At 71.1% G+C, this 21,770-nt stretch carries 10 protein-coding genes; 6 read left to right on the top strand and 4 right to left on the bottom strand.

Features of this window, described 5'->3' with window-relative positions:
* The first annotated feature begins 91 nt into the window (after positions 1 to 91).
* The 3 genes from ACWEMJ_RS21835 to ACWEMJ_RS21825 all read left to right on the top strand — a co-directional run bounded on the left by ACWEMJ_RS21835 (position 92) and on the right by ACWEMJ_RS21825 (position 5,011).
* Positions 92 to 1,093: an SMI1/KNR4 family protein gene (locus ACWEMJ_RS21835; protein WP_452138753.1), complete on the top strand. Its 1,002-nt coding sequence runs from the start codon at positions 92 to 94 to the stop codon at positions 1,091 to 1,093.
* 25 nt (positions 1,094 to 1,118) lie between these two features.
* Positions 1,119 to 3,527 (top strand): SUKH-4 family immunity protein, encoded by a 2,409-nt coding sequence (locus tag ACWEMJ_RS21830; protein ID WP_452138752.1) that lies wholly within the window; start codon positions 1,119 to 1,121, stop codon positions 3,525 to 3,527.
* A gap of 158 nt (positions 3,528 to 3,685) precedes the next feature.
* Positions 3,686 to 5,011 (top strand): hypothetical protein, encoded by a 1,326-nt coding sequence (locus ACWEMJ_RS21825; RefSeq protein ID WP_452138751.1) that lies wholly within the window; start codon positions 3,686 to 3,688, stop codon positions 5,009 to 5,011.
* A gap of 94 nt (positions 5,012 to 5,105) precedes the next feature.
* Here the strand turns inward: ACWEMJ_RS21825 and ACWEMJ_RS21820 are convergent, their stop codons facing one another.
* A complete protein-coding gene (locus ACWEMJ_RS21820; protein ID WP_452138750.1) occupies positions 5,106 to 9,884 on the bottom strand; it encodes an FG-GAP-like repeat-containing protein in 4,779 nt (1,592 codons plus the stop codon).
* Positions 9,885 to 10,202: 318 nt separating this feature from the next.
* Between ACWEMJ_RS21820 and ACWEMJ_RS21815 the strand changes: the two genes are divergently transcribed.
* Together ACWEMJ_RS21815 and ACWEMJ_RS21810 are read left to right on the top strand one after the other, a co-directional pair.
* Complete coding sequence (locus ACWEMJ_RS21815; RefSeq protein WP_452138749.1) at positions 10,203 to 16,826, top strand: RHS repeat-associated core domain-containing protein; 6,624 nt, start codon at positions 10,203 to 10,205, stop codon at positions 16,824 to 16,826.
* A gap of 116 nt (positions 16,827 to 16,942) precedes the next feature.
* A complete protein-coding gene (locus ACWEMJ_RS21810; protein WP_452138748.1) occupies positions 16,943 to 17,344 on the top strand; it encodes a hypothetical protein in 402 nt (133 codons plus the stop codon).
* 77 nt (positions 17,345 to 17,421) lie between these two features.
* Here ACWEMJ_RS21810 and ACWEMJ_RS21805 read toward each other — a convergent pair whose 3' ends face one another.
* Positions 17,422 to 18,663, bottom strand: coding sequence for a Dyp-type peroxidase (locus ACWEMJ_RS21805; RefSeq protein ID WP_452138747.1), 1,242 nt, complete (start codon positions 18,661 to 18,663; stop codon positions 17,422 to 17,424).
* Positions 18,664 to 18,670: 7 nt separating this feature from the next.
* Positions 18,671 to 19,231, bottom strand: a complete 561-nt coding sequence (locus ACWEMJ_RS21800; RefSeq protein WP_452138746.1) for a copper chaperone PCu(A)C — start codon at positions 19,229 to 19,231, stop codon at positions 18,671 to 18,673.
* 128 nt (positions 19,232 to 19,359) lie between these two features.
* Here ACWEMJ_RS21800 and ACWEMJ_RS21795 point away from each other — a divergent pair, with 128 nt between their 5' ends.
* On the top strand, positions 19,360 to 19,920 hold the full coding sequence (locus ACWEMJ_RS21795) for a copper resistance CopC family protein (RefSeq protein WP_452138745.1): 561 nt from the start codon (positions 19,360 to 19,362) through the stop codon (positions 19,918 to 19,920).
* Between the two features lie 37 nt (positions 19,921 to 19,957).
* Here the strand turns inward: ACWEMJ_RS21795 and ACWEMJ_RS21790 are convergent, their stop codons facing one another.
* Positions 19,958 to 21,250 carry a nucleotide sugar dehydrogenase gene (locus ACWEMJ_RS21790; protein ID WP_452138744.1) on the bottom strand — a complete coding sequence of 431 codons (1,293 nt, stop codon included), beginning with the start codon at positions 21,248 to 21,250 and terminating at the stop codon, positions 19,958 to 19,960.
* Between the last annotated feature and the right edge of the window lie 520 nt (positions 21,251 to 21,770).

The following is a 21,770-nucleotide window of genomic DNA, read 5'->3' as shown; positions in this document are numbered from 1 at the left end:
TCGGTCGGGTACCCCCGTGCCCCTGAACGTCGCCGGTCGTTGCCCTACGCTGGTCCCCGAGGATTTCGGCTTCTGCTGTGGGGGACCCCAGATGACGACAGGTCGGCCCGGCACCGCCGCCGTGCCCAACGCGGCGTACGCGGGCCAGGTGGTGCAGTTCCCGGACCCGGTCCGGGCCGAGCGGCACCCCCGGGGCGTTCGCGTCGACGAGCACGGGTACCCGGACTTCTCGCCGTACGCGGTCGCCGCCGCCGAGGTCGCCGACCCGCCGCAGGGCTTCGGCGTGGACGAGCTGCGGCTCACCGACTACGTGTCGGCGAACGCCGCGCTGTACACCCAGGGCCACGAGCTGTGGGCCGACCTGGAGACGGCGGTCGCCACCCCGCCCGGCTGGACGTGGCACCACGTGGTCGGCCGTGCCCCGGCGGGCTGGCGGCGGATGGAGCTGATCCCGGTCGAGGTGAAGGCCCTGCTGCGGCACCACGGCGGCCTGGCGATCTCCACCGCCGACCACGCCCGGCGCGGCACCCGCCCGTTGCAGGAGCGCCGCCCCGTGCACTTCCCGCTGGCGAAGGACGGCGGCGACCCGCTGACCGTCACCGAGGACCTGGTGCAGCGCGCCGAACAGCGCCTGGGCCACCCGCTGCCCCCCGTCTACCGCGACTTCCTGAAGCTGGCCGGCGGCCGCGTCCCGGCCTCCGCCGCGCTGGACGTCGACCTCGGCCTGCTGGTCGACCAGCCGTTCCTGACCCTCTCCGAGGAGTACGGCACCCAGGACCTGGTGTACGCCAACAAGTGCCTGCGCGACCACCTGACCAAGGACTACCTGGCGATCGCCTACCAGCAGGGCGGCCTGCTCGCGATCAAGGTCCGCGGCGAGCAGACCGGCTCGGTCTGGTTCCTGCCCTACGACGACGCCCGCGACCAGGGCGGGGACGAGCCTGCGGAGCAGCGGGTGGCCCGGCTGCTGCTGCCCTGCGGCGACAGCTTCGACGCCTTCCTGCTGCGGCTCGCGGGCAGCCCCCCGGAGCTGGAGACCGTCGCCGAACTCATGGTGGACGGCGGCTTCGCGCGCGCCGTCCCGGTGAACTGACCGAACGACAGGGGTGGGACGAGACGTGGTGACCACGTACGCGCAGGCGCAGGAGACCGCCGAGGACTGGATCAACGCCGGCGTGCCGCGCTCGCTCCAACGCGAGGTGCGGGTCCGGGAGTTCGACCTCGGCTACGTCTGCTGGCCGGTGGACGGCAGCGAGCACGAGGGCGGGACGGGCACCTCGCCGCGGCTGGTGATCGCCCGCGACAGCGGTGCCAGCATGCTCTGGCCGCCGCTGCCGATCAACGAGGTGGTCCGGCAGTTCGAGGAGCTGTACGGGACCCCCGCCGAGGCCAACCCGGCCGGCGCCGCCAAGCCGGTGCGCGGGGCGGTCGAGGCGACGTCCTTCCTGCTCAGCCCGCCGCAGTGGCTGCAGGACGCCGGTGCGGCCGCGATGGCCGCCGAGAACGCGCAGCTGGGCGCGCCCGCGCCTGCTCCGGTCTCTGCGCCCGCGCCGGTGCCGTCGGCTGCGCCCGCGCCTGTTGCCGCGCCCGTGCCGTCGGCGGCCGGGCCGGGCGAGGAGGGCCCCAGCTACTACACGCCGACCGGCACGCCGATCCCCGGTGCGCCGCTGCCGCCCCCGCCGGCCGGGGCGGAGGCCGCGACGGTGCTGGCCCCCGGCGCGCAGCCGTTCCCGGCAGGCGGTCCGGCGACCCCGGCGCCCGGCGTGCCCGTGCCCGGCGCGCAGCCGTTCCCGGCGGGCGGCCCGGCCACCCCCGGCCCGGGTGTGCCCGTGCCGCCGGAGATGCCGCCACCGGTCGGGGCGACGCCGCCGTTCCCGCTCGGCGGGCCGGCGACTCCGGTGCCCGGCACGCCCGTTGCGCCGAACGCGCCGTCGATCGACTACGCGCCGACCATGCTGGCCACCGACGGCCCGCCCGGGCTGATGGGGCTCCCCGGTGCGCCCGGCACACCCCCGCAGGGCGTGCCGCTCGGCCGCTCGGGCCCGACCGCGCCCCCGCCGCCCCCGCCCAACGACCTGCTGCCGTCGAGCGGCGGCCCCGCGCAGGGCGTGCAGCTCGGCCGGTCCGGTCCGACCGCGCCCCCGCCGCCCCCGCCGAACGAGCTGCTGCCGCCCACCGGCGGCCCCGCGCAGGGCCCCGGCGGCCGTGGCGGCCCCGGCGCCCCGCCGCCGCCCGCGCCCGACGGGCTGCGCGGCGACGGAGCCGGTGCGCCCGCCGCGCCGCCCGCCGCCCCGGCGCCCGAGGCGGCCGCGGTCGCGTACCAGGCGACCCAGCTGGCCCCGGCGATCGAGCTGCCGCCGACCGGTGGCCCGATGACGCCGCCGTTCCCGCCCGGGCCGCAGCAGGGCGCCCCGTTCCAGGCCCCGCCGCCGTTCCCCGGCCCGCCGCAGGGCATGCCGCCGCAGCCGTTCCCCGGTGCGCCGGTGCCGCCGCCCGGCCCGGGTTTCCCGCCCGGCCCCGGCCCCGCGCCCGCCGCGCCGGTGCCGCCGCCCGGTGTGCCGACCATCGGCCCCGGCACCACCGCCGTGGTCAACTACCGGGCGCCCGACGGCTCCGAGCGCAGCCTGGTGATGACCTCCGAGCCCGGCACCCCGCACCCGGAGTGGAAGGCGCTGCAGGAGCTGCGCCGGATCGGCGTGCCCGCCGACCAGGTGCTGGAGGTGCACACCGAGCTGGAGCTGTGCGACCTGCCCGGCGGCTACTGCGCCCGGATGGTGAAGGCGTCCTGGCCGAACGCCCGGATCAGCCACACCGCCCCGTACGGCCGGGACACCGCCGCCCGGCAGGCCGGCATGGCGGTGCTGAACGAGCACGTCGAGCAGCTGCACCAGCTGGTGTCCGCGCCGCAGCGCGCCCGCACCCACCGGGTGCCGCTGCCGCCGCCCGGCTCGGTGCCGCCGCTGCCGCCGCTGGTGCCGCAGCAGCTGGCCGCCGAACTGGGCCAGCTGTTCGGGCCCGGCATGTTCCGGTTCGAGCAGCGCGCGGTGTCCCGGCAGGGCGTGCCGGACGCGGTCGCGCAGACCCTGATGTGGGTCGGCCTGCCGCGCGAGTTCCCGCCGTTCTTCTGGGCGCAGGCCCAGGAGGGCCGCCCGATCCCGACGCTGGCCGAGCTGGCCGCCGAGCGCGGCCTGCCGCCCGGCCCGGACTTCGGCGGCTACCTGGTGCTCGGCAACGACTACGGCCGGCAGCTGTGCGTCCAGTACGGCACCGCCGCGGTGGTCGCCGTGGACATCGAGAACCCGGCCGAGCCGCCGCGGTTCGTCAACACCGGCGTCCCGGAGTTCGTCCGCTGCCTGGCCGTGCTGGCCCGGATGTGGCACCTGCGGCACGGCCTCACGCCCGAGCAGGCCGGCCGCTGGACCACCGACTTCCAGGCCCAGCTGATGGCGGCCGATCCGGCCGCCGTGCACACTCCCGAAAGCTGGTGGGCCGTCCTGGTCGAACAGCTGTGGGACGGCCTGCTTTAGGGCCTGTCGCGCGGCCGGTTCGTCCGGCCGCGCGGCGGCGGCCTGTTTGGTTTGCGTTCGTATCTGCGCAAAATAGGTCAATGGGACGGAGCCTCCGTCCCACCGAACCACGCACCCGGCGGGGCTGCGCAGCCCGCGAGCACGAGGAGAACAGCCGAATGAGCGACGCCGTGTCCCAGTACGGCTTCACCGTCTCCCGGCGCGGCTACGCGCCCGAACAGGTCGAGGCGGCCGTCACCGCGCTCAGCCGCGAACGGGACGAGGCCTGGGAGCGCCTCAGCGTGCTCGGCTCCGGCCTGCGGGAGATGGAGAAGCGCCTCGCCGACATCCGGCAGACCGCCGAGGACGCCCCCGACCCCGACTACTCCGAACTCAGCGAGCAGGCCCTGATCCTGCTGCGGATCGCGCAGAACGAGGCCGAGGCGATCCACACCAAGGCCAAGCGCGCCGGCGAGGACGCCCGGGACGGCGCCCACGAGGCCGGCGAGGCCGCCGCCAAGGCCGCCAAGGAGTACGCCGCCAAGCAGCGCGAGGACGCCGACCGGTTCGCCCGCAGCACCGACGAGCGCAGCCGCGCCGAGGCCGAGCGGATCCGCGCCCAGGCCGACGCCGAGGCCCGCGCCGTCGTCCACGCCGCGACCGGCCACGCCGCCCGCGTCCGGGTCGCCGCCGCCGACGCCTCCGAGCAGTCCGAGGTCACCCTCGCCGAGCGCCGCCGCAAGGCCGACGAGGAGTTCGCCGCCGCCGAGGCCGAGGCCGACGCCGCCGTCGCGAAGATCACCGCCGCCGCCGAGGCCAAGGTCAAGGACGCCGAGAAGCACCGCGAGGCGATGCTCTCCGAGGCCCGCCGGCTCGACACCCAGGCCCAGGTCAAGGCCGACGCCGAGCTCGCCGCCGCCAAGGAGAAGGCCGCCCGGATCAAGCTCGCCAGCGAGCGCGAGCAGGCCGACTTCACCAAGCGGCTCGACAAGGTGCAGACCCACCTCGACCACATCAAGGGCACCCTGGCCTCGCTCACCGGCGCCGCCGTCGGCGCGATCGAGGACGAGGACGACAAGCCCGCCGCGGGCGCCGCGAAGAAGGCCGACCTCAGCAAGGCGCCCGCCGGCCCGGCCACCGCGACCGCCACCGCCGCCAAGCCCGTGGTCGAGAAGCCGGCCGCGGAGCAGACCGGGCCGGCCGAGCGGCCGACCGCCGTGCTCGGCCGGGTCAAGGACGAGCCCGCCGACGCCGCGCCCAAGGCCGCCGACCCGCGCAAGCCCTACACCCCGACCGTGGTCGAGCCCCCGGCCGCGCCGCCGAAGCCCGCCAGCTTCGCCAAGGACCCGCTGCCCCCGAAGCCCGCCACCCCGCCGACGGCGGAGGCCGCGCCGAAGGCCGAGCCGGAGGCGGAGACCCGGATCGTCCCGAAGATCGTCATCGTCGACGACGGCCTGAACCACGACACCCGCCCGAACCGCGACCGCATCCAGCGCAAGGGCTGACGGCCCCGGAGCGCAAGCACCTCCGCCCCGTCCCGCAGTAGGCGACTGTCGGACGGGGCGGAGATGTTCCTGCTACGCGATGGCGCTCTGCCGATCAGACGGTGCCGAGGATCTGGCCCCAGTCGATCCAGCCGGGGGTGGCGAGGTCGTCGCCGCCGTTGGAGAGTCGTGCCGTGGTGGCGCCGTTGGTGACCAGGTAGTCCATCTGATTGTCGCCGTTGATGTCGGCGAAGTTCACCAGGTTCTGGTTGCCGGTCGTTCCGGTGATGATCTTCGGGCGCAGGTACCAGCCGCCGTGGCCGTCGCCGCCCTGGTTGATGTAGGTGGTGACGGCGGCGTCGGGGTTGATGATGTTGTAGTCGGCCTTGCCGTCGCCGTCGATGTCCGCGAACCGGACGCGGCTGCGGTCGTTGGTGACGCCCAACGCGACCTGGCCGAGACCGCTCCAGCCGCCGCTGCTGACGGTGTCGCCGCCCCGGTTCAGGTAGACGCTGAGCGCGCCGCTGTCGCTGAACATGACGTAGTCGGCCTTGCCGTCGCCGTCCCAGTCGGCGAACCGCACGTGCGCGTAGTCCGCACTGCCGGTGGTGATCTGGCCGATGCCCTGCCAGCCGCCGTTGCCGACGACGTCGCCGCCCCGGTTCAGGAAGACGCTGACCGCGCTGTTGGAGGTGAAGTACAGGTAGTCCACCTTGCCGTCGCCGTCCCAGTCCGCGAAGCGGACCTTGGCCCGGTCGCTGGTCATGCCGACGGCGACCTGGCCGAGGTCGCTCCAGCCGCCGTGGCCGTCGCCGCCGTTGTTCAGCTTGACGCTGACCGCGCCGTTGTCGGCGACGGTGATCGCGTCCATCAGGCCGTCGCCGTTGAAGTCGCCCCAGCGGAGCTTGCCGTCGCCGCCGGATTCGGTGCCGGCGGAGTGGCGGCCGTAGTTGAACGACCCGGAGGACCAGATCGCGGTGCCGTCCGCCTTGTAGATGACCAGGTTGCCGTCGGGCTGGAAGAACATGACGTTGCCCGTCGTGTCCGTTCCGCTGGCCCACAGGGCGGTGCCGTCGGTGTGGGCCGCCTGCGGGTAGGCGACCAGGTTGCCGTCGGCCTGCAGGGTCAGCACGGCGTTGGCCTGACCGCTGTTCCCCTTCGTCCAGGTGCCGTAGCCGGGGCTGCTGATGACGAGCCGGCCGCCGTCGAAGCGCATCCGGGCGTTGCCCGCGGCCCAGGCGGTGCCGCTGGGGTAGTTGGTGTCGTCGCTCGGGAACAGCACGTACCCGGGGGTGCCGGACAGCAGGGCTGCCTGGCTGGGCGTCAGCGCGGTGCCGGCCCAGGTCTGGACGTTGGAGACGGCGCCCTTGTAGAAGCCCTGGCGGGTGCCGCCGTTGAGGAAATCGCCGACCCGGAAGCCCTTGGTGAATCCCGGAACGGCGGTGTGGGCGGTCGAGTCGACCACGATGCCGTTGACGTACAGCGCCATCGTGCCGGTGGTGCTGTTGTAGGTCGCGGTCAGGTGCGTCCAGGTACCGGTCCGGATGGGGGCGCCGCCGGGGTGCACGCAGTCGAACGACCAGCCGCTGTCGGCCTTCGCCATGCAGAACGTCCACTGATGGGTCGTGCTGTCGGGGAAGAGCGTGAACCCGGAGGTGCTGTTGCCGTCCTGCGAGAGCAGCACGCCGCCCTCGGCGTCCGGCTTGGCCCACACCGAGACGGTGAAGCTCTTCGCCACGTCCAGGGCCGGTGCGGTGGTGCTCAGGACACCGCTGGAGGTGCCGTTGAGGTGGACGTCGGGGTTGAACAGGTCCTTGCTGCTCCAGGTCGCGCCGGCCTGACCGGTGAGGTTCAGGGTGCCGGTGCGGTCGGCGGCGGTGGTGACGGCCGCGCCCTCGGTGGCGTTGTCGTTCAGCGCCCAGCTGTGGGTGGCGGTGACCAGAGTCTGGGCGGGCCGGCCGCTGATCGTGGTGCCGTTGAACAGGTTCGCGGAGGCGGCGCCGTTGGCGTCCACCGACCAGAGGTCGAGGGTGCCGTTGCGGTCGATGTCCGCAGCCTGCAGGGTCGGCTTGGCGGCCTTGGTCCAGCCGGTGGAGGCGACCAGGACCGGGGTCGCGGTGTTGCCGAGGGTCATGGCCAGCAGGTTCGCCGAGCTGTAGTAGTACAGCTGGCCGCCGTTGTCGGAGCGGGCGAACATCCCCGGCATGCCGTCGGTGCCGAGCGCGGTGACGATCGTCCAGCCGGCCCAGGTGCCGCTGCCGGTCGGGTTGGTGTCGGAGAGGTCGACCTCGGCGGGGAAGAAGCCGCCGGACATCGCGGTGGTCGGCTGCAGGTACAGCGAGCCGTCGAGGATGCTCAGCAGCGAGGGGAACGGGTTCGGCTCGCCCTGGGCCGCGATGGTGTAGAGCTGCCCGGCGTTGGCGATCCAGGTGGCCTTGGCGCTGGTGGCGGGCGAGGTGAAGGCGACGGAGGGGACGTTGTTGCTGTCGTAGGGGGAGAGGGCGGAGCCGTCGCCGTTGCCGTAGAGGACCGTGCCGGCGCCGGTGGTCGGGTTGTACTGCAGGACGTCGTTGAAGCCGCCGCCGGAGCGGAAGTGGCCGACGACGGCCTGGGTGCCGGTCCAGTCCGCCGGGGACGGGTTGGAGCCGGAGACGCCCTTGGAGCCGAGGTTGTCGGCGGCGGTGTTCAGCGACTTGTCGGTGGAGCCGCCGGCGAGCCAGAGGCCGGCGGGCAGCGCGGACTTGCCGCCGACCGCGACGAGGTCGGGCAGGCCGTCGCCGGTGAGGTCGTTCTCCGGAGCGGTCGCGGCGGGAACCGCGTTGAGCTCGACGACCTCGCTGTCACCGCTGGGGTTGCCGCCGGCCGAGAGCGCGGTGACGGTCAGCACGTTGTGCGCGCGGGTCGGCTTGATGGTGACGGTCGCACTGCCGGCCGCGGCGGGGACCGTGCTGGGCGCGGCACCGTTGAGCTGGTAGGTGTAGCTGGCGGGCGCCGTTCCCACCGGGTTGGCGGAGATCCTCACCTGCGTCGGGTCGCCGACCTTGAACGGGCCGGGGCCGACGTCCGCGGTCGGCTTGCCCGGAGACGTCGGGTCGAACGTGAACCGGCAGGTCGCGCTGGTGCCGCTGTTGTCCATGCCGTCGCTGAGGGTGACGTTCCAGGAGAAGGTCGTCGCCGCGCCGCCCGAGGCGTTCACCAACGTCTGCCTGCCGACCTGGAGTTGGGCCGTGGTTCCCGAGTCGGCCGTCATGTTGTCGACGGTGGACGACGCCACGACGGCTCCGGTGGACGTCTTGACCAGTCGGAAGGCGACGCCGAGGAGGCCGTTGTCGGGGTCGGACACCGCTGCCCGCAGCACCACGTCGCCGTTGCCGACCACGGTCGGGGTGGCCGCGGTGCAGGAGGTGGCCGGCGAAGTGGTCAGCGTGCTGGGGGTGTTCGGGACGTGGTTGTACGTCGTCGACATGCGCATCGAGCTGGGCTGGAACTTCTTCCAGCTGTTGCCGTCCGACTCGTTGGTGGCGCGCAGACCCAGGGTGATGTCACCCCAGTTGCCGTTGGCCGCGTTCTGCATCACGGAGGTGGTGTCGAAACCGATCGAGGCGGCGGGGCACTTGCTGCTGTAGCCGTTGGCGACGTTCTTGGTCGCGCTCTTGGCGGTCCAGCCGGGCTGCTTGTTCCAGGTCGTCGAGGAGGAGATGGCGTCGGTCTGCCACAGCTCCACCTCGCTGGCGTCGCAGGACGGCGACCAGGTCTCGGTGGCGTAGAACGTGGACGACCTGATCCGTGCGCCGTAGATGCTGTTGGGCACCGACATTCGCGCGAAGGTCCGGCCGACGTAGTAGGGCGACTCCCAGTTGTTGTAGCCGACCCGCAGACCCGTGTCGTCCTTCGTGTTCCAGTAACTGGTGGTCGGGAACGCGGAGCTGACGTACGTCCAGCCGAGCGCGGAGCCGCCCTGGCTGGGGGGATCGGGCGTGAAGGTCGGGTCCAGATAGAGCGGCCAGACAGTGCCCTGACCTGACAGGAGCGCCGGGTCGGGGGTGAGCGTGATGGTCCCCGACGCGTATTCGGCCTTCAGCGGCGCGGTGTGGGCGGCGGCACCGGGACCGGTGGCCCCGGAGCGGGCCGGGCTGCCGCTGCGGGCGTCCAGTACCTTGCCGTTCGTCGGGTCGGTGACGGTCGGTGCCGAGGCGTCGACCGCCGAGTCCCAGACGCCGCGGACGGGCGCGGGCGCGGAGAACGCGACCTTGCCGTGCTTGTCCTTGGCCGTGATGTTGCCGCCCTCGTCGACACCCAGGTCGACGCCGGTGGTCCGGGTGGTGAAGGCGAGTTTCTTCAGCGCCGGATTGGCGGCCGCGGCCGCGTCCTTGACGATCAGGACCTCGGAGAAGCCGCCCTGCGCGTCGGCGGTGACCTTCAGGTCGATGCCGGCCAGCAGGCTGTAGGTGGCGGTCGGGCCGTCCAGCACAGGGCTCGGCAGGTTCTTCACCAGCGAGGCCGGCAGGGACAGCGACAGCGAACGGTTGCCGCTCTTCATCTCCGCCAGCGGGCCCGCGCCGCCACCGGACAACGTGAGGTCACTGCTGCTGACCTTCGGCGCGATCGAACCGTCCGGGCGCTTCACCAGAGTGGCGTCCAACGACTTCCAACCGCCGTCCCGGTACGTGCGCACCGGGGTGACGGACTGCTCCAGAGTGAAACTGCCGTCCGGGTTGGCGGTCAACTGAGCGGTCGGCGTGGTCGAGCCCTGCACCACGACGGCCTTCCCGGAGGTCCGGGCCTTCGAGGACGCCTGATCGGCCGTCAGCGGAGCGACAGCCTGGCCGGAGGGCGACGGCGGCGGCGAAGTCGCGGTGCTCGCCTGCGCCGGTATCGCTGAGGTGAATGTCAATGCGGTCAGTGTCGCGCCCAGCGCTGCGGCGAATGCGCGTCTTGAGGTGGAAGGTGGCACGAGAGTGGCCCCTGTCCTTTCGTTCATCGGGGTGGATGTCGGCAGCTGCCGACATCGGGCAGGAGGGTCGCACAGCGTAAACCTTGAGCACCAAGCGCCCTGACGATCAGTCACAACGGATTGGATGACTTGTCGACACTTTGCCCAGGTATGTCATCCGCGCACGAGGTAAAGAGTGCGCAAAAACGATTCTTCGAGCAGGGAGGGGCTCGTGACGAGGGGTGGCCGCTCTTGCCATAGTCATCGCCGAATCCGGCGATGATCATGACGCCGGGTAATCAGTGCTGCCCGCGTGCAGCCGACCACGAAGGCGTGAGCCAGCCCATGCTTCGCAGAGCAAAGCTCCAGGACGAAATACCCGAAAGAAAATTGATGGAGCGTCAACGACCTTCCTGGCGATGGGTCGGAAGGATCTCGGCGGCCGCACTGGTCGCCGGACTGATCACGGCTCCGGCGCAGGCCGCGGACCAGCCTCAGCCGTGGAAGCCGAGTACGCCGTCCGCCGGGGCTGTGAAGGGCGTCAAGGACTTCAAGCCCAAGGTCGCGCAGCAGGTCGGCGAGACCCGGCGCACCTTCACCCCGCACGGGACCACCTGGCCCAAGGCGGCCAAGGTCGATGCCCATTTGGCCGCGCCCTCGGGCAAGGCCGACGGCGCCAGGAAGACTGCCGACGGCACGCCGATCTGGCTGCAGGCCGTAGAGCCCGACAGCGGACCGTATACCGGGCCGTCGGACATCGGCGTGACGGTGCTTGACCACCAGAAGTCGGCCGCGCTCGGGATTTCCGGGGTGGTTTTCACCGTCGCCCCGTCCTCCGACGCCGACACCGAGGGCAAGGTACGGGTTGGTGTCGACTACTCGGCCTTCGCCGAAGTCTACGGCGGTAACTATGCTTCCCGCCTCCGCCTGGTCACCCTCCCGGCCTGTGCACTGACCACACCCGAGATCGCTTCCTGCCGCGTGCAGACCCCACTTCCGACCCAGCTGGACACCAAGGCGTTCAGCCTGTCGGCAGAGGTGGAACTCGGGAGTCCGTCGATCGCTCGTGGTGCCTCGACGGCCCGAACGTCAGGTATTCAGGTCCTCGCCACCACCAACTCCGGTGACCAGGGCGGCAGCCCGGCGGGCAACTACGCGGCATCCTCGCTGTCGCCGTCGGGCTCGTGGACGGGCGGCAGCTCCGGTGGCTCGTTCACCTATGGGTATCCGGTCCAGACCCCGGGGGCCACCTCCACCTTGGCACCCAGTGTCGGGCTCAGCTACGACTCGGCCTCAGTGGACGGCAAGACCGCGTCCACCCAGGCGCAGGCGTCCTGGGTGGGCGACGGCTGGTCGACCCCGGACTCCTTCATCGAGCAGACCTTCACCTCCTGTGCCGACAAGCCGGAAGGTACCGCTTCCCCCTCCGAGACCAACGACCGGTGCTATGCGGGGCCGATCCTGACCCTGTCGCTGAACGGCTCGTCGGCGGCGCTGGTCTGGGATTCCGGCAAGAACACCTGGAAGCCCCAGAACGACAACGGCGAGGTGATCGCCCGCGTCACCGATTCCAACAACGGCACCGGCACCTACAACACCGACTACTGGACGGTCACCGACCGCTCCGGCACGGTGTACTACTTCGGGCGCAACCAGCTGCCCGGCTGGAGCTCCGGCAAGCCGGTCACCAACTCGGTCGATTCGACGCCGGTCTACTCCTCGCACCCGGGCGACCCGTGCTACAACGCCGCCGGGTTCAACTCCTCGGTCTGCACCATGGCTTACAAGTGGCACCTGGACTACGTCCGGGATGTCCGCGGCCAGGCCATGTCCTACTGGTACACCCAGGACACCAACTTCTACGGACAGAACAAGGGCGCGTCGAACACCAAGTACGTCCGTGACTCCTACCTGTCCCGCATCGACTACGGCTTCCTGGACAACGGCGCGTTCGGCACCGTCCCGAACCAGGTGCACTTCCTCACCGGCTCCCGCTGCGTGGCTGCCACCTGTGACCCGATCTCGTCCTCGAACGCCGGTACGCAGTACCCGGACGTGCCGTTCGACCTGGTCTGCAACAGCGGTGCGACCTGTACCTCGCAGTCCCCGTCGTTCTTCTCCACCGTCCGTCTAAAGCAGATCGTCACCAAGCAGTACTCGACGGCGACATCGAAGTACGAAACTGTCGACACCTACGACCTGGCGCAGACCGAGCCGCCCACGGGAGACGGCACCTCGCCGACCCTGTGGCTGGCCTCCATCACCCGCACCGGCAGCGACACCACGGCCGGTGGACCGAGCTCGGTTCCCCCGTTGCCGCCCGTGGTCTTCGGCGGCACCACCATGCAGAACCGGGTGGACACCACCAACTTCCCCGGGATGTACCGCTACCGGCTGACCTCGATCACCACCGAACTCGGCGGGCTGATCGGTGTCAGCTACGGCCTGCCGAACCAGTGCACCGCTGCCTACGTGGCCTCGGCGAATGCCGCCACCAACACCAACTCCTGCTACCCCGTGAGCTGGACACCGCAGTTCTACACGGCCCCGGTCATGGACTGGTTCCGAAAGTACGCCGTCACCGAGGTCCGGGAGACCGACCAGACCGGCCAGGCAGCCGTCAAGGTCACCTCCTACGAGTACGGCGGTGGCGCGGCCTGGCACTACGACGACAACGAGGTCGTGCAGGCCAAGTACCGGACCTGGGGGCAGTTCCGTGGCTACGCCGACGTGACCGTCCGGGTGGGCAACGGCCTCACCGACAGCCGGACCAAGCAGAAGACCAGCTACTACCGCGGCATGGACGGCGACTGGCTGTCGCCCACCTCCACCCGGTCCGTCTCCCTGGCCGACTCCCAGGGTGCCGCCCACCCCGACACCGGTCCGCTGTCGGGCATGGTGCTCGAGAGCACCGTGTTCAAGGGCGACGGCGGTGCGGTCGACAATCTGGCCATCACCTCGTACTGGGTGTCTGCCGCCACCGCGACTCGCGACCGTGCCGGCCTGCCCGCCCTCACGGCCACGATGGTGAAGGAGACCGAGAGCTACAGCCGTCAGGCTGTGACGTCCGTCCAGCCCGCCTCCTGGCGGGTGAGCGAGACGAACCGCAGCTATGTCTCGGACAAAGCGGACGCCTACTTCGGGCAGCTCAAGGCGACCTACTCGCACACCGTGCCGGCCGACCCGGCCTACGACCAGTGCACTACCTACACCTACGCCCCCGCGAACACCGCCCTGAACCTGGTGGGCCTGCTGGCCTCACAGGAAACGGTGTCGGTGGCCTGCGGTGGCTTCATCGAGGGCAGTGTCGCCTCGGCTCCGGCCGGCTACAACACGCTGACCGCGCCCGCCACGGTCAACCGGCCCGCGCAGGTGCAGTCCGCGACTCGGACGTTCTACGACGACCCGCAGTTCGGAACCGCCTTTCCGCAAACCACCCCGCCCACCGCCGGTAACGTCACCATGCTGCAGACCGCCTCCGACTACACCGGAGGCGCCTACATTTGGCAGACCGGTGCGCGCACTACGTACGACAAGTACGGACGCCCACTCGTGATCAAGGACGCGAACGGCAACGTCGCTACGACGACGTACACGCTCAACAGCGTCGGTCTGACCACCGGTACCAAAGTCACCAACGCCAAGAACCAAACCGCCACGATGACGCTGGCGCCAGCTCGTGGTCTGACCGTCTCGGCCACCGACCTGAACAACGTCACCACCACGAGCCAGTACGACGGGCTCGGCCGAGTCACGGGCGTGTGGACACAGTCGCGCCCGACGTCGCAGCCGGCGAACTTCAAGTACGGCTACACGGTGTCGAACACCGGCCTCTCCGGAGCGACGACGGACAAGCTGAACGACGCCCTGGACTACCTGACTTCGACAACGGTCTACGACTCCTTCGGCCGCGTCCGTCAGACCCAGGCGCCGACCCCGCAGGGCGGACGCCTGATCACCGAGTCGTTCTTCGACTCCCACGGCTGGGTCACCAAGTCGAACAAGGCATTCTGGGACCCGGACAACCTTCCGGCGATGGCGCTTGCCACAAACGCCCTGGACCAACTGGTTCCTGACCAGGAGCGCACCACCTACGACGGTCTCGGCCGTGTGGTTCGCCTGGACGCGTTGAAGAATGGGACGGTTCAGGAGAGTACGACCACCGTCTACGGCGGTGATCGCATCACGGTGGTCCCGCCCACTGGCGGCACCGTCAAGTCCAGCCTCACCGATCCGCTCGGTCGCACCGTCGAGATCCGCGACTACACCGTGCGCCCCACCGTGACGGCGCCGTCCGACACCTTCAGCGGCGACTACACACTGGGCGGCGGCACCAGTCAGGCGATCACCTACGGCTTCGACGGACACGGCAAGCAGAACACTGTCACCGCGAACGGTTCGACCTGGACCACCACCTACAACCTGCTCGGCCAGGGCACCGGCAAGAACGACCCCGACGCGGGCGTCAGCACGTTGAAGTACGACTCCGTGGGCAACCTGGTCCAGGCCACCGACTCGCGTGGGAAGAGCGTCAGTTACACCTATGACGCCCTGAACCGCAGGACTGCCGCCTTCGCTTCGACGGTTGCCGCGCAGTCGAGCGCGACCCGGACCGCCACCTGGGTGTACGACAACGACAACAATGCCGTGGTCGGCATGAACAATCCGATCGGTCACGTCACCACATCGACGTCCTACGCCAATGGAGCCGCCTACGAGACCCAGTCCGCCGGGTTCAACGTCTTCGGTGCGTCCCTCGGCGAGACGGTCAAGATCCCGGACGTCGAAGGCAGCGCACTCGGCGGCAAGACCTATGCGTTCACGCACACCTACACCGCCAACACGGGCCTGCCTTACACCGATACCTACCCCAACGGGAACGGCCTGCCGGCCGAGACCGTGATGCACTCGTACAAGACCGCCCATGACCTGCCGAACGGCCTGGCCGCCGCCAGCTACACGTACACCCAGGAGACGGCGTACGACGCGTACAGCCGGGTGACGCAGTCTCAGATCGGCAGCCCCACCAGCTACGGCGTCATCACCAACGCCTACGACGTTCACACCGGGCGCTTGACCGACCAGTTCGTCCAGCGCGGTACCAGCACGGTCGCGCCGAGTGACGTCGACCGCCAGCACTACGACTACGACCAGGCCGGCAACATCACCCGGCAGGTCTCCACCCGTCTCGGTGCGACCTCCGAGACGCAGTGCTACAGCTACGACCAGCTCGACCGCCTCACCCAGGCGTGGACCGCCACCGACTCCTGTGCGGCCACCCCCACCAAGACGGCGCACGCGCAGGTCGGCGATGCCATCACCGGCGGCGCCTACTGGACCGAGTGGTCCTTCGACGCCCTCGGCAACCGCACCAGCCAGGTGGAGCACTCCACGACCGGCAGCGCCGACACCACCACCACGTACAGCTACAACGGCAACGGAAAGAACCAGCCCCACACCCTGACCTCGGCCACCGGTGGAACGAGCCTCGAATACGACACCGCAGGCAACACCACCAAGCGCGTCACTGCGGCGAGCGGTACCCAGACGCTCACTTGGGACGACGCGGGTCGTCTCGCCTCCATCAAGGGCGGCACGGCCGGCGACAGCACCTACGTCTACGACGCGGACGGTCAAGTCCTGCTCCAGAAGGATCCGGGTAGCACGATCCTGTACCTGCCGGGGCAGCAATACGTGCTCAACACCGGTACCGGGGTTGTCACCGGCACCCGCTATCTCCCGCTGCCCGGTGGCGGTACCGTCGTCCGCACTGGTGCCCTGACCAACTACCAGTTCGAGATCGCCGACCCTCACGGCACTGCCAGCCTGGTCCTCGACCGAAGCTGTCAGACCCCGACCTGGCGTCAGTTCACTCCCTACGGCGCCCCGCGAGGCACCGCCGCCAGCTGGCCCGACAACCGAGGGTTCCTCAACGCTCCCACCTCCGCGGCCGTCGGTCTGACCATCCTCGGAGCGCGTCAGTACGACCCGACCACCGGCCGCTTCATCAGCCTCGATCCCATGTTCGATCCTGCGGACTCTCAGCAGCTCGGTGGCTACAACTACGCCGCAAGCAACCCGACCGCCAAGAGCGACCCCACCGGTCTGATGGCGTGGGATGCCGAAACCGGTATCTCGGCCGGGACCCCGACGCAGCTCAAGGAAGAGGTCAAGAAGCACTACGAAAAGTACGAGCCGCCGAAGAAGCCGGGTTACAAGAACTTCCGCGTCGGTCATAAGAACGACAGGTACCTTGAGCAGGACCGCTACGACGACTACTACAAGTACGACCCGACTGCCGAGCCGACTGCAGGCGATTATGCGAGCTACGCCTGGTGGACCGCCAAGGCCAACGCCGCCGACGGTTGTTCCATGATCTGGATCTGCGATCTGGACGATGCGACCGAAGCATATTTCCACTACCTCGACTGCACGGGCGACGACTGGAAGATCGACTACGAGAAGGCGTACGAGGACGACGACAAGATTCGGTCGTTCGTCAACAGGGTCATGGTCGGTACTGCCGCTTGGGCCGACTACTACTCGGAGGGAACGGCGGACGGAACGTTCAACATCACGAGCGACCGGATAGCCTTTGGAGCGGAGCCGAGCACCGAGAATTGGCAGAAGACGGTCGGCGACCACGACGTATGGGTCAATGCCGAAGTGACCGTGAAGGGTGACAAGGTCCAGATGAAGGTCACCGTGAACGAGCAGGACAAGTACAACTTCAACAAGAACCAGCACGATATAGCCACCGGTGCCCCCGACTCCGCCAACGGAAGGTGGGCCGTCCTCGGCTGGGCGACGACCTTCATGACCTATGGCAGCCTCACTCGTACTGTCACCTTCACCCGTGGGAACCCGGGGGTTGTCAACCTGGGTAATGGAGGTGGAAGGTGAGGAGTGCTTCCAGGCGGAGTGCGGTGGCGGCTCTGACGGTCGCTGTCTGCGCCTCCGCGACCGCCTGTGGACTGTGGTCGGAGAGGCCCGGTGCCCGCAAGGCGAGTTCCGCTTCGGTGACGATCCGCGACGATGTGGCGGGGATCTCCGCCCAGCTGCCCAATCTGGGCAGTATGGAGCGGGCCCGTTGGGCCCTCGTGCAGCCGTCCGACGACTCGCGGGCGATCGGCCCGACGGATCTGCAGATCTTCGGTCTGGCGTGGCCGGATGACAAGCGGCTCCGGGAGGTCCTGGCGCAGGAACAGGATTGGGAACCGGACAGTCCGAGCGGATATCCGGCGGGCCTCGACCCGCTTCTGGACGTTCCGACAGGGTGGGTGCACAGTGAGGAATTCGACAAGTACGTGACCTCGGACGGATTCTCCGGGAAGTTCCTCGTCAACGAAGCCAAAGGAGTGGTCTACTTCTACGTGATCAACCCGCACGCTCCGAGTTCGGAGACGGCACCGGCCGGGTGAAGTAGAACAGCATGATCGGTAGTGCCCCGTCGCCCGAGTGGGCGACGGGGCACTGTGTTGTGAAGACCCTGGTGGTGTCAGTCGAGCAGGGTCCGGCCGATCCAGCCGTCGGGCTCGCAGCCCGGGGGGATCGCGAAGACGGCGGAGCCGATCGGGGTGGTCCACTGGTTGAGCTGGTCGGAGGCGGCGAGGGCGCGCTGGATGGGCAGGAACTGGTCGGCGATGTCCCGCTGGAAGGACGCGAAGAGCAGGCCGGTGTCGGGGGTCCCGTCCGCGGCCGGGGCGTCGTCGTAGTTGTACGGGCGGCGGAAGATGCGCTGCCCGGGGTCGGCCACGTGGGCCCGGCGGATGTGCGCGAACTCCGGGATGACCGGGAAGCCGAGCGCGTCCTTGGCGTCGTAGTCGGGCTCGTCGTGCTCGGCGGTGCCGGTGAGCGGGGCGCCGGTGCCGAGGGTCCGGCCGACGGAGAACTCCTTGGCCCTGGTGTCGGCGACGTCCCAGGTCTCCACCTCCATCCGGATCCGGCGCAGGACCAGGGTGGTGCCGCCGCGCAGCCACTGCGGGCCGGCGTCGGTCCACACCGCACGGGTGAAGACGTCGCTGTCGGGCGCCGGGTTGACGGTGCCGTCGACCTGGCCCATCAGGTTGCGCTGGGTGGTGGCGTCGGCCTGCATGCCGCGCCCGTTGCGGAAGCCGCGCTGGGCCCAGCGCAGCCGGGCGAAGGTGCGGGCGTCCTTGATCAGCATCCGCTGGGCGTGCGCCACGGTGAGCGGGTCGTCGGCGCAGATCTGGATCAGCAGGTCGCCGCCGCACCACCGGTCCTGGAGCCGGTCGATGGCGAACGGGGGCAGCGGTTCGAGCGAGGCGGGCCGCCGGTCGTCGAGCCCGGCGGCCCGGAACAGGCCCGGGCCGAACCCGAAGGTGACCGTCAACCTGGCCGGGAGCGCCGCGAGTTCGGCCTCGGTGTCGGCGAGCGCCGGCTCGCCGCGGGTGAGCCGGACGGCGTCGTCGGTGAGCAGCCGCATCATCCGGCCGAGCGCCGCGCGGTCCACCCCGTCGTTCAGGTCGAAGCCGAGGAAGACGCCGTGGGCCTGCGCGGGCGTCTCGATCCCGGCCTGGTGCGGCCCGTGGAAGGGCACGGTCTGCCGGCCGAACGCGGGCGGCTGCGGCTGCGGGCGGGCGTCACCGCGGGCGGTGGCGCCGACCGCGGCTCCGGCGCCGACCGCGGCTCCGGCGAGCGCGCCGCCGAGGGTGAGGGCGCCACCGGCCAGCAGGCGGCGGCGGCCCACCGCCGGGGCGGTGGCGGGGCTGGTGTCCATGAGGGGATCAGCCCTTCGCCATGCCGGGGTTGTAGTCCTCCTTGCCGCCCGCGAACGCCTTGGCGACGGCGGTGAACTTCACCGTCCGGCCGTCGTCGAGGGTGAGCGTCACGGTCACTTCGTCGCCCGGCTTCACGGGCTGGCCCAGGCCCATCAGCATGATGTGGTCGGCGCCCGGCTTGAGCTCGTGGGAGGCCTTCGCGGGGATGACGAAGCCGCCCTCCTTCGGGCGCATGGTGGGCTTGCCGTCCACGTCCGCGACCTCGTGCAGCTCGGTCTTCTCCGCGACGGCGGACGCGCCCGACACCACGGTGACCTGGCCGCCGGTGGTGTTGACCAGGGTGCCGAACAGGCCGGTCATGCCGGAGTCGGACGCCTTCACCCACGGGTCCTGGACCGTCACCGGCGCCGCGACGACCGTCGCGCTCGGGCCGCCCCTGTCGGCGGACGAGTCGCCGCTGCCGCAGGCGGTGAGGGCGGTCAGGGCTATCGCGGCGGCCGTCGCGGCGAGCACGAGGGCACGGGGGCGGGAGCGGTGCGGGGCGGCGGAGGGGGCGGTGGTCGGCATGGGGTGCATCGGCTTTCGGTTCGTTGCGGGTCGCGTTCCCGCTGGTACCGCAGTGGTCGGAGCCGGGGGACGGGAAGTTCCCGCCCGGTGGTGGGAACTTCCCGGGCGCCGCGGCCGACCACTGTGCCGTGAAGCTCCGAGCCCCCGCCCTCCTCGCCGCGGCGACGCTGTCCGCGTGCGCCGTCCTGCTGCCCGCGCCGGCCGCGCAGGCGCACGCGCAGCTGCTCGCCTCCGGTCCGGCCGCCGACGCCGTGGTGTCCGAGACGCCGTCGGTGGTCACGCTGACCTTCGACAGCGCGGTGCAGCCCGGCTACACCACGATCGCGGTCGCCGGCACGGACGGGAGGTCGTACGCCGAGGGCGCGCCCACCGCGAGCGGCCACGACATCCAGCAGAAGGTCGGCCGCCTGCCGCGCGGCCCGATCCAGGTCACCTGGCGGACCGTCGCGGCCGACGGCGCACCGCTCCAGGGCCGCTTCACCTTCACCAACGACGACCGGGCCGCGCCCACCCAGCCGCCCGCCCGCCCGACGGCCTCCCCGACCGCCACCGCCGCGCCCACCGCCGCCGCGCCCGCCGAGCCGGGGGCCTGGCGCTGGTGGGCGGCGGCCGGCGGGCTGTCGGTGGCGGCGGTGGCCGGCGTGGCCGTGTTCGTGCGCCGCTCGGACGCCGCCGCGCGCCGCTCGTAGGGCCGGTCCGCCCGGCAGGACCGGCCGGACCGGCGCGTCACAGCACCTCGACCGCCGGGCCCGTCAGGCGGTGGCGGCAGTCCAGGACGTACCGGGCGTGGGCGGTGACGGCGTCGAAGTCGAACTCGTCGTGGTCGGCGAGCAGGACGACCGCGTCGGCGGCGGCGAGTTCGGCGGGGGTGGCCTCGACGCGGTGGACGGTGGCGAGGGGGCCCGCGTCGTGGCCGGGGAGGCGGGGTTCGGCGACGTGGACGCCCGCGACGACGTGCGGGTCGGCGGCCCGGACCTCGGCGCCCTGGCGGGTGAGGAGTTCGACGATCCGGGCCGCCGGGGTCTCGCGGGCGTCGCCGGTGTTCTTCTTGTAGGCCAGGCCGAGCAGCAGCACCCGGGAGCCGTTGACGCTGCGGCGGCGCTGGTTGAGGGCCTCGGTGAGGCGGCGGACCACGTAGTCCGGCATGTGGCTGTTGACGTCGTTGGCGAGTTCGACGAACCGGAACGACTGGCCGAGGGCGCGCTCCACCCGCCAGGACAGGTACGACGGGTCGATCGGCAGGCAGTGGCCGCCGACGCCCGGGCCGGGCGTGAAGCGCAGGAAGCCGAACGGCTTGGTGGAGGCCGCGTCGATGGCCTCCCAGACGTCGATGCCGAGGTCGTGCGCGAACATCGCCAGCTCGTTGACCAGCGCGATGTTGACGTGCCGGAAGGTGTTCTCCAGCAGCTTGGTCAGCTCGGCCTCCTTGCAGGAGGACACCGGCACCGTCCGCTCCACCAGCTCCCCGTAGAAGCCGCCGACGGCCGCCAGCCCGTCCGGCGTGGTGCCGGAGACCACCTTGGGCGTGTTCTCCAGCTTCCACACCGGGTTGCCCGGGTCGATCCGCTCCGGGCTGTAGCCGAGGTGGAAGTCCGCCCCCGCGCGCAGCCCGCTGCCCGCCTCCAGCAGCGGCGCCAGCAGCTCCTCCGTGGTGCCCGGGTAGGTGGTGGACTCCAGCACCACCGTCGCCCCGCGCTTCAGGTGCCGGGCCAGCAGCTTCGCCGACGCCTCGATGAAGGAGAGGTCGGGGACGCCGTCCCGCAGCGGCGTCGGGACGGTGATCACGGCGACGTCGAAGCCCGCCACGTCGGCCGGATCGGCGGTCGGCAGGTAGCGGCCGGCGTCCAGCAGCGGGCGCAGCCGCTCGGCCGGGATGTCCTCGACGTACGACTCGCCGACCGCGAGCCGCTTGATCCGGCGTTCGTCCACGTCGTACCCGACGACCTGGTGGCCCACCTCGGCGGCGCGGACCGCGAGCGGGAGACCGACATAGCCCTGACCTGCGATGACGACACGCATGACGAACCCAACCCCCTGGAAAGACCCGGCGTCCCCACACCTTCTTCACACGAGGGTACGGAGCCCCGCCCGCCGCGCGCGGTGCTTCGCCGGAAGTGGCCGGCCGACAACGTGCCGACGCCGAGATCTCGCGGCGCCCGCCCCAGGCAGGCGCCGCGAGTCCCGGCGTGAGTGGCACGGGCGCCCCCACCCAGGGTCGCCCGGCCTTCGCACTCCCGACCCCCATCGAGAAGGTGCGATCGCGCTTCCACAGCCATCCCCCACGGTTGGATGCGGCCTGCGCTGCACACCATCCTGCGCGGCCACCATGGACAAACAATGACAGGAGTGTGTCGGGTACGTGATCTCTGGACGAGCCGGTACGAATACCGGTGAGTCGCCGCCCGGGACGCCGCGCCGCGTGCCCGGCCCCCGCTCGGCGTAGGCTGGACACCCCCCGGGCGCACCGCGCTCCGGGACTGTCGCGCTGCCCGGCGGCCGTCTGTCGCCGGGCCACTCCCCGTCGTGGAGAACTTGACGT

Source organism: Kitasatospora sp. NPDC004531 (assembly GCF_053602195.1).
The sequence above is the reverse complement of the archived record's forward strand: the minus strand, read 5'-3'. Positions and strand labels throughout refer to the sequence as shown.

Excerpts from the sequence above, each read along its gene's own strand:
- ACWEMJ_RS21835 (WP_452138753.1), top strand. The coding sequence starts at position 92 with ATGACGACAGGTCGGCCCGGCACCGCCGCCGTGCCCAACGCGGCGTAC.
- ACWEMJ_RS21825 (WP_452138751.1), top strand. The coding sequence starts at position 3,686 with ATGAGCGACGCCGTGTCCCAGTACGGCTTCACCGTCTCCCGGCGCGGC.
- ACWEMJ_RS21815 (WP_452138749.1), top strand. The coding sequence starts at position 10,203 with ATGATCATGACGCCGGGTAATCAGTGCTGCCCGCGTGCAGCCGACCAC.
- ACWEMJ_RS21805 (WP_452138747.1), bottom strand. The coding sequence starts at position 18,663 with ATGGACACCAGCCCCGCCACCGCCCCGGCGGTGGGCCGCCGCCGCCTG.
- ACWEMJ_RS21800 (WP_452138746.1), bottom strand. The coding sequence starts at position 19,231 with ATGCCGACCACCGCCCCCTCCGCCGCCCCGCACCGCTCCCGCCCCCGT.
- ACWEMJ_RS21790 (WP_452138744.1), bottom strand. The coding sequence starts at position 21,250 with ATGCGTGTCGTCATCGCAGGTCAGGGCTATGTCGGTCTCCCGCTCGCG.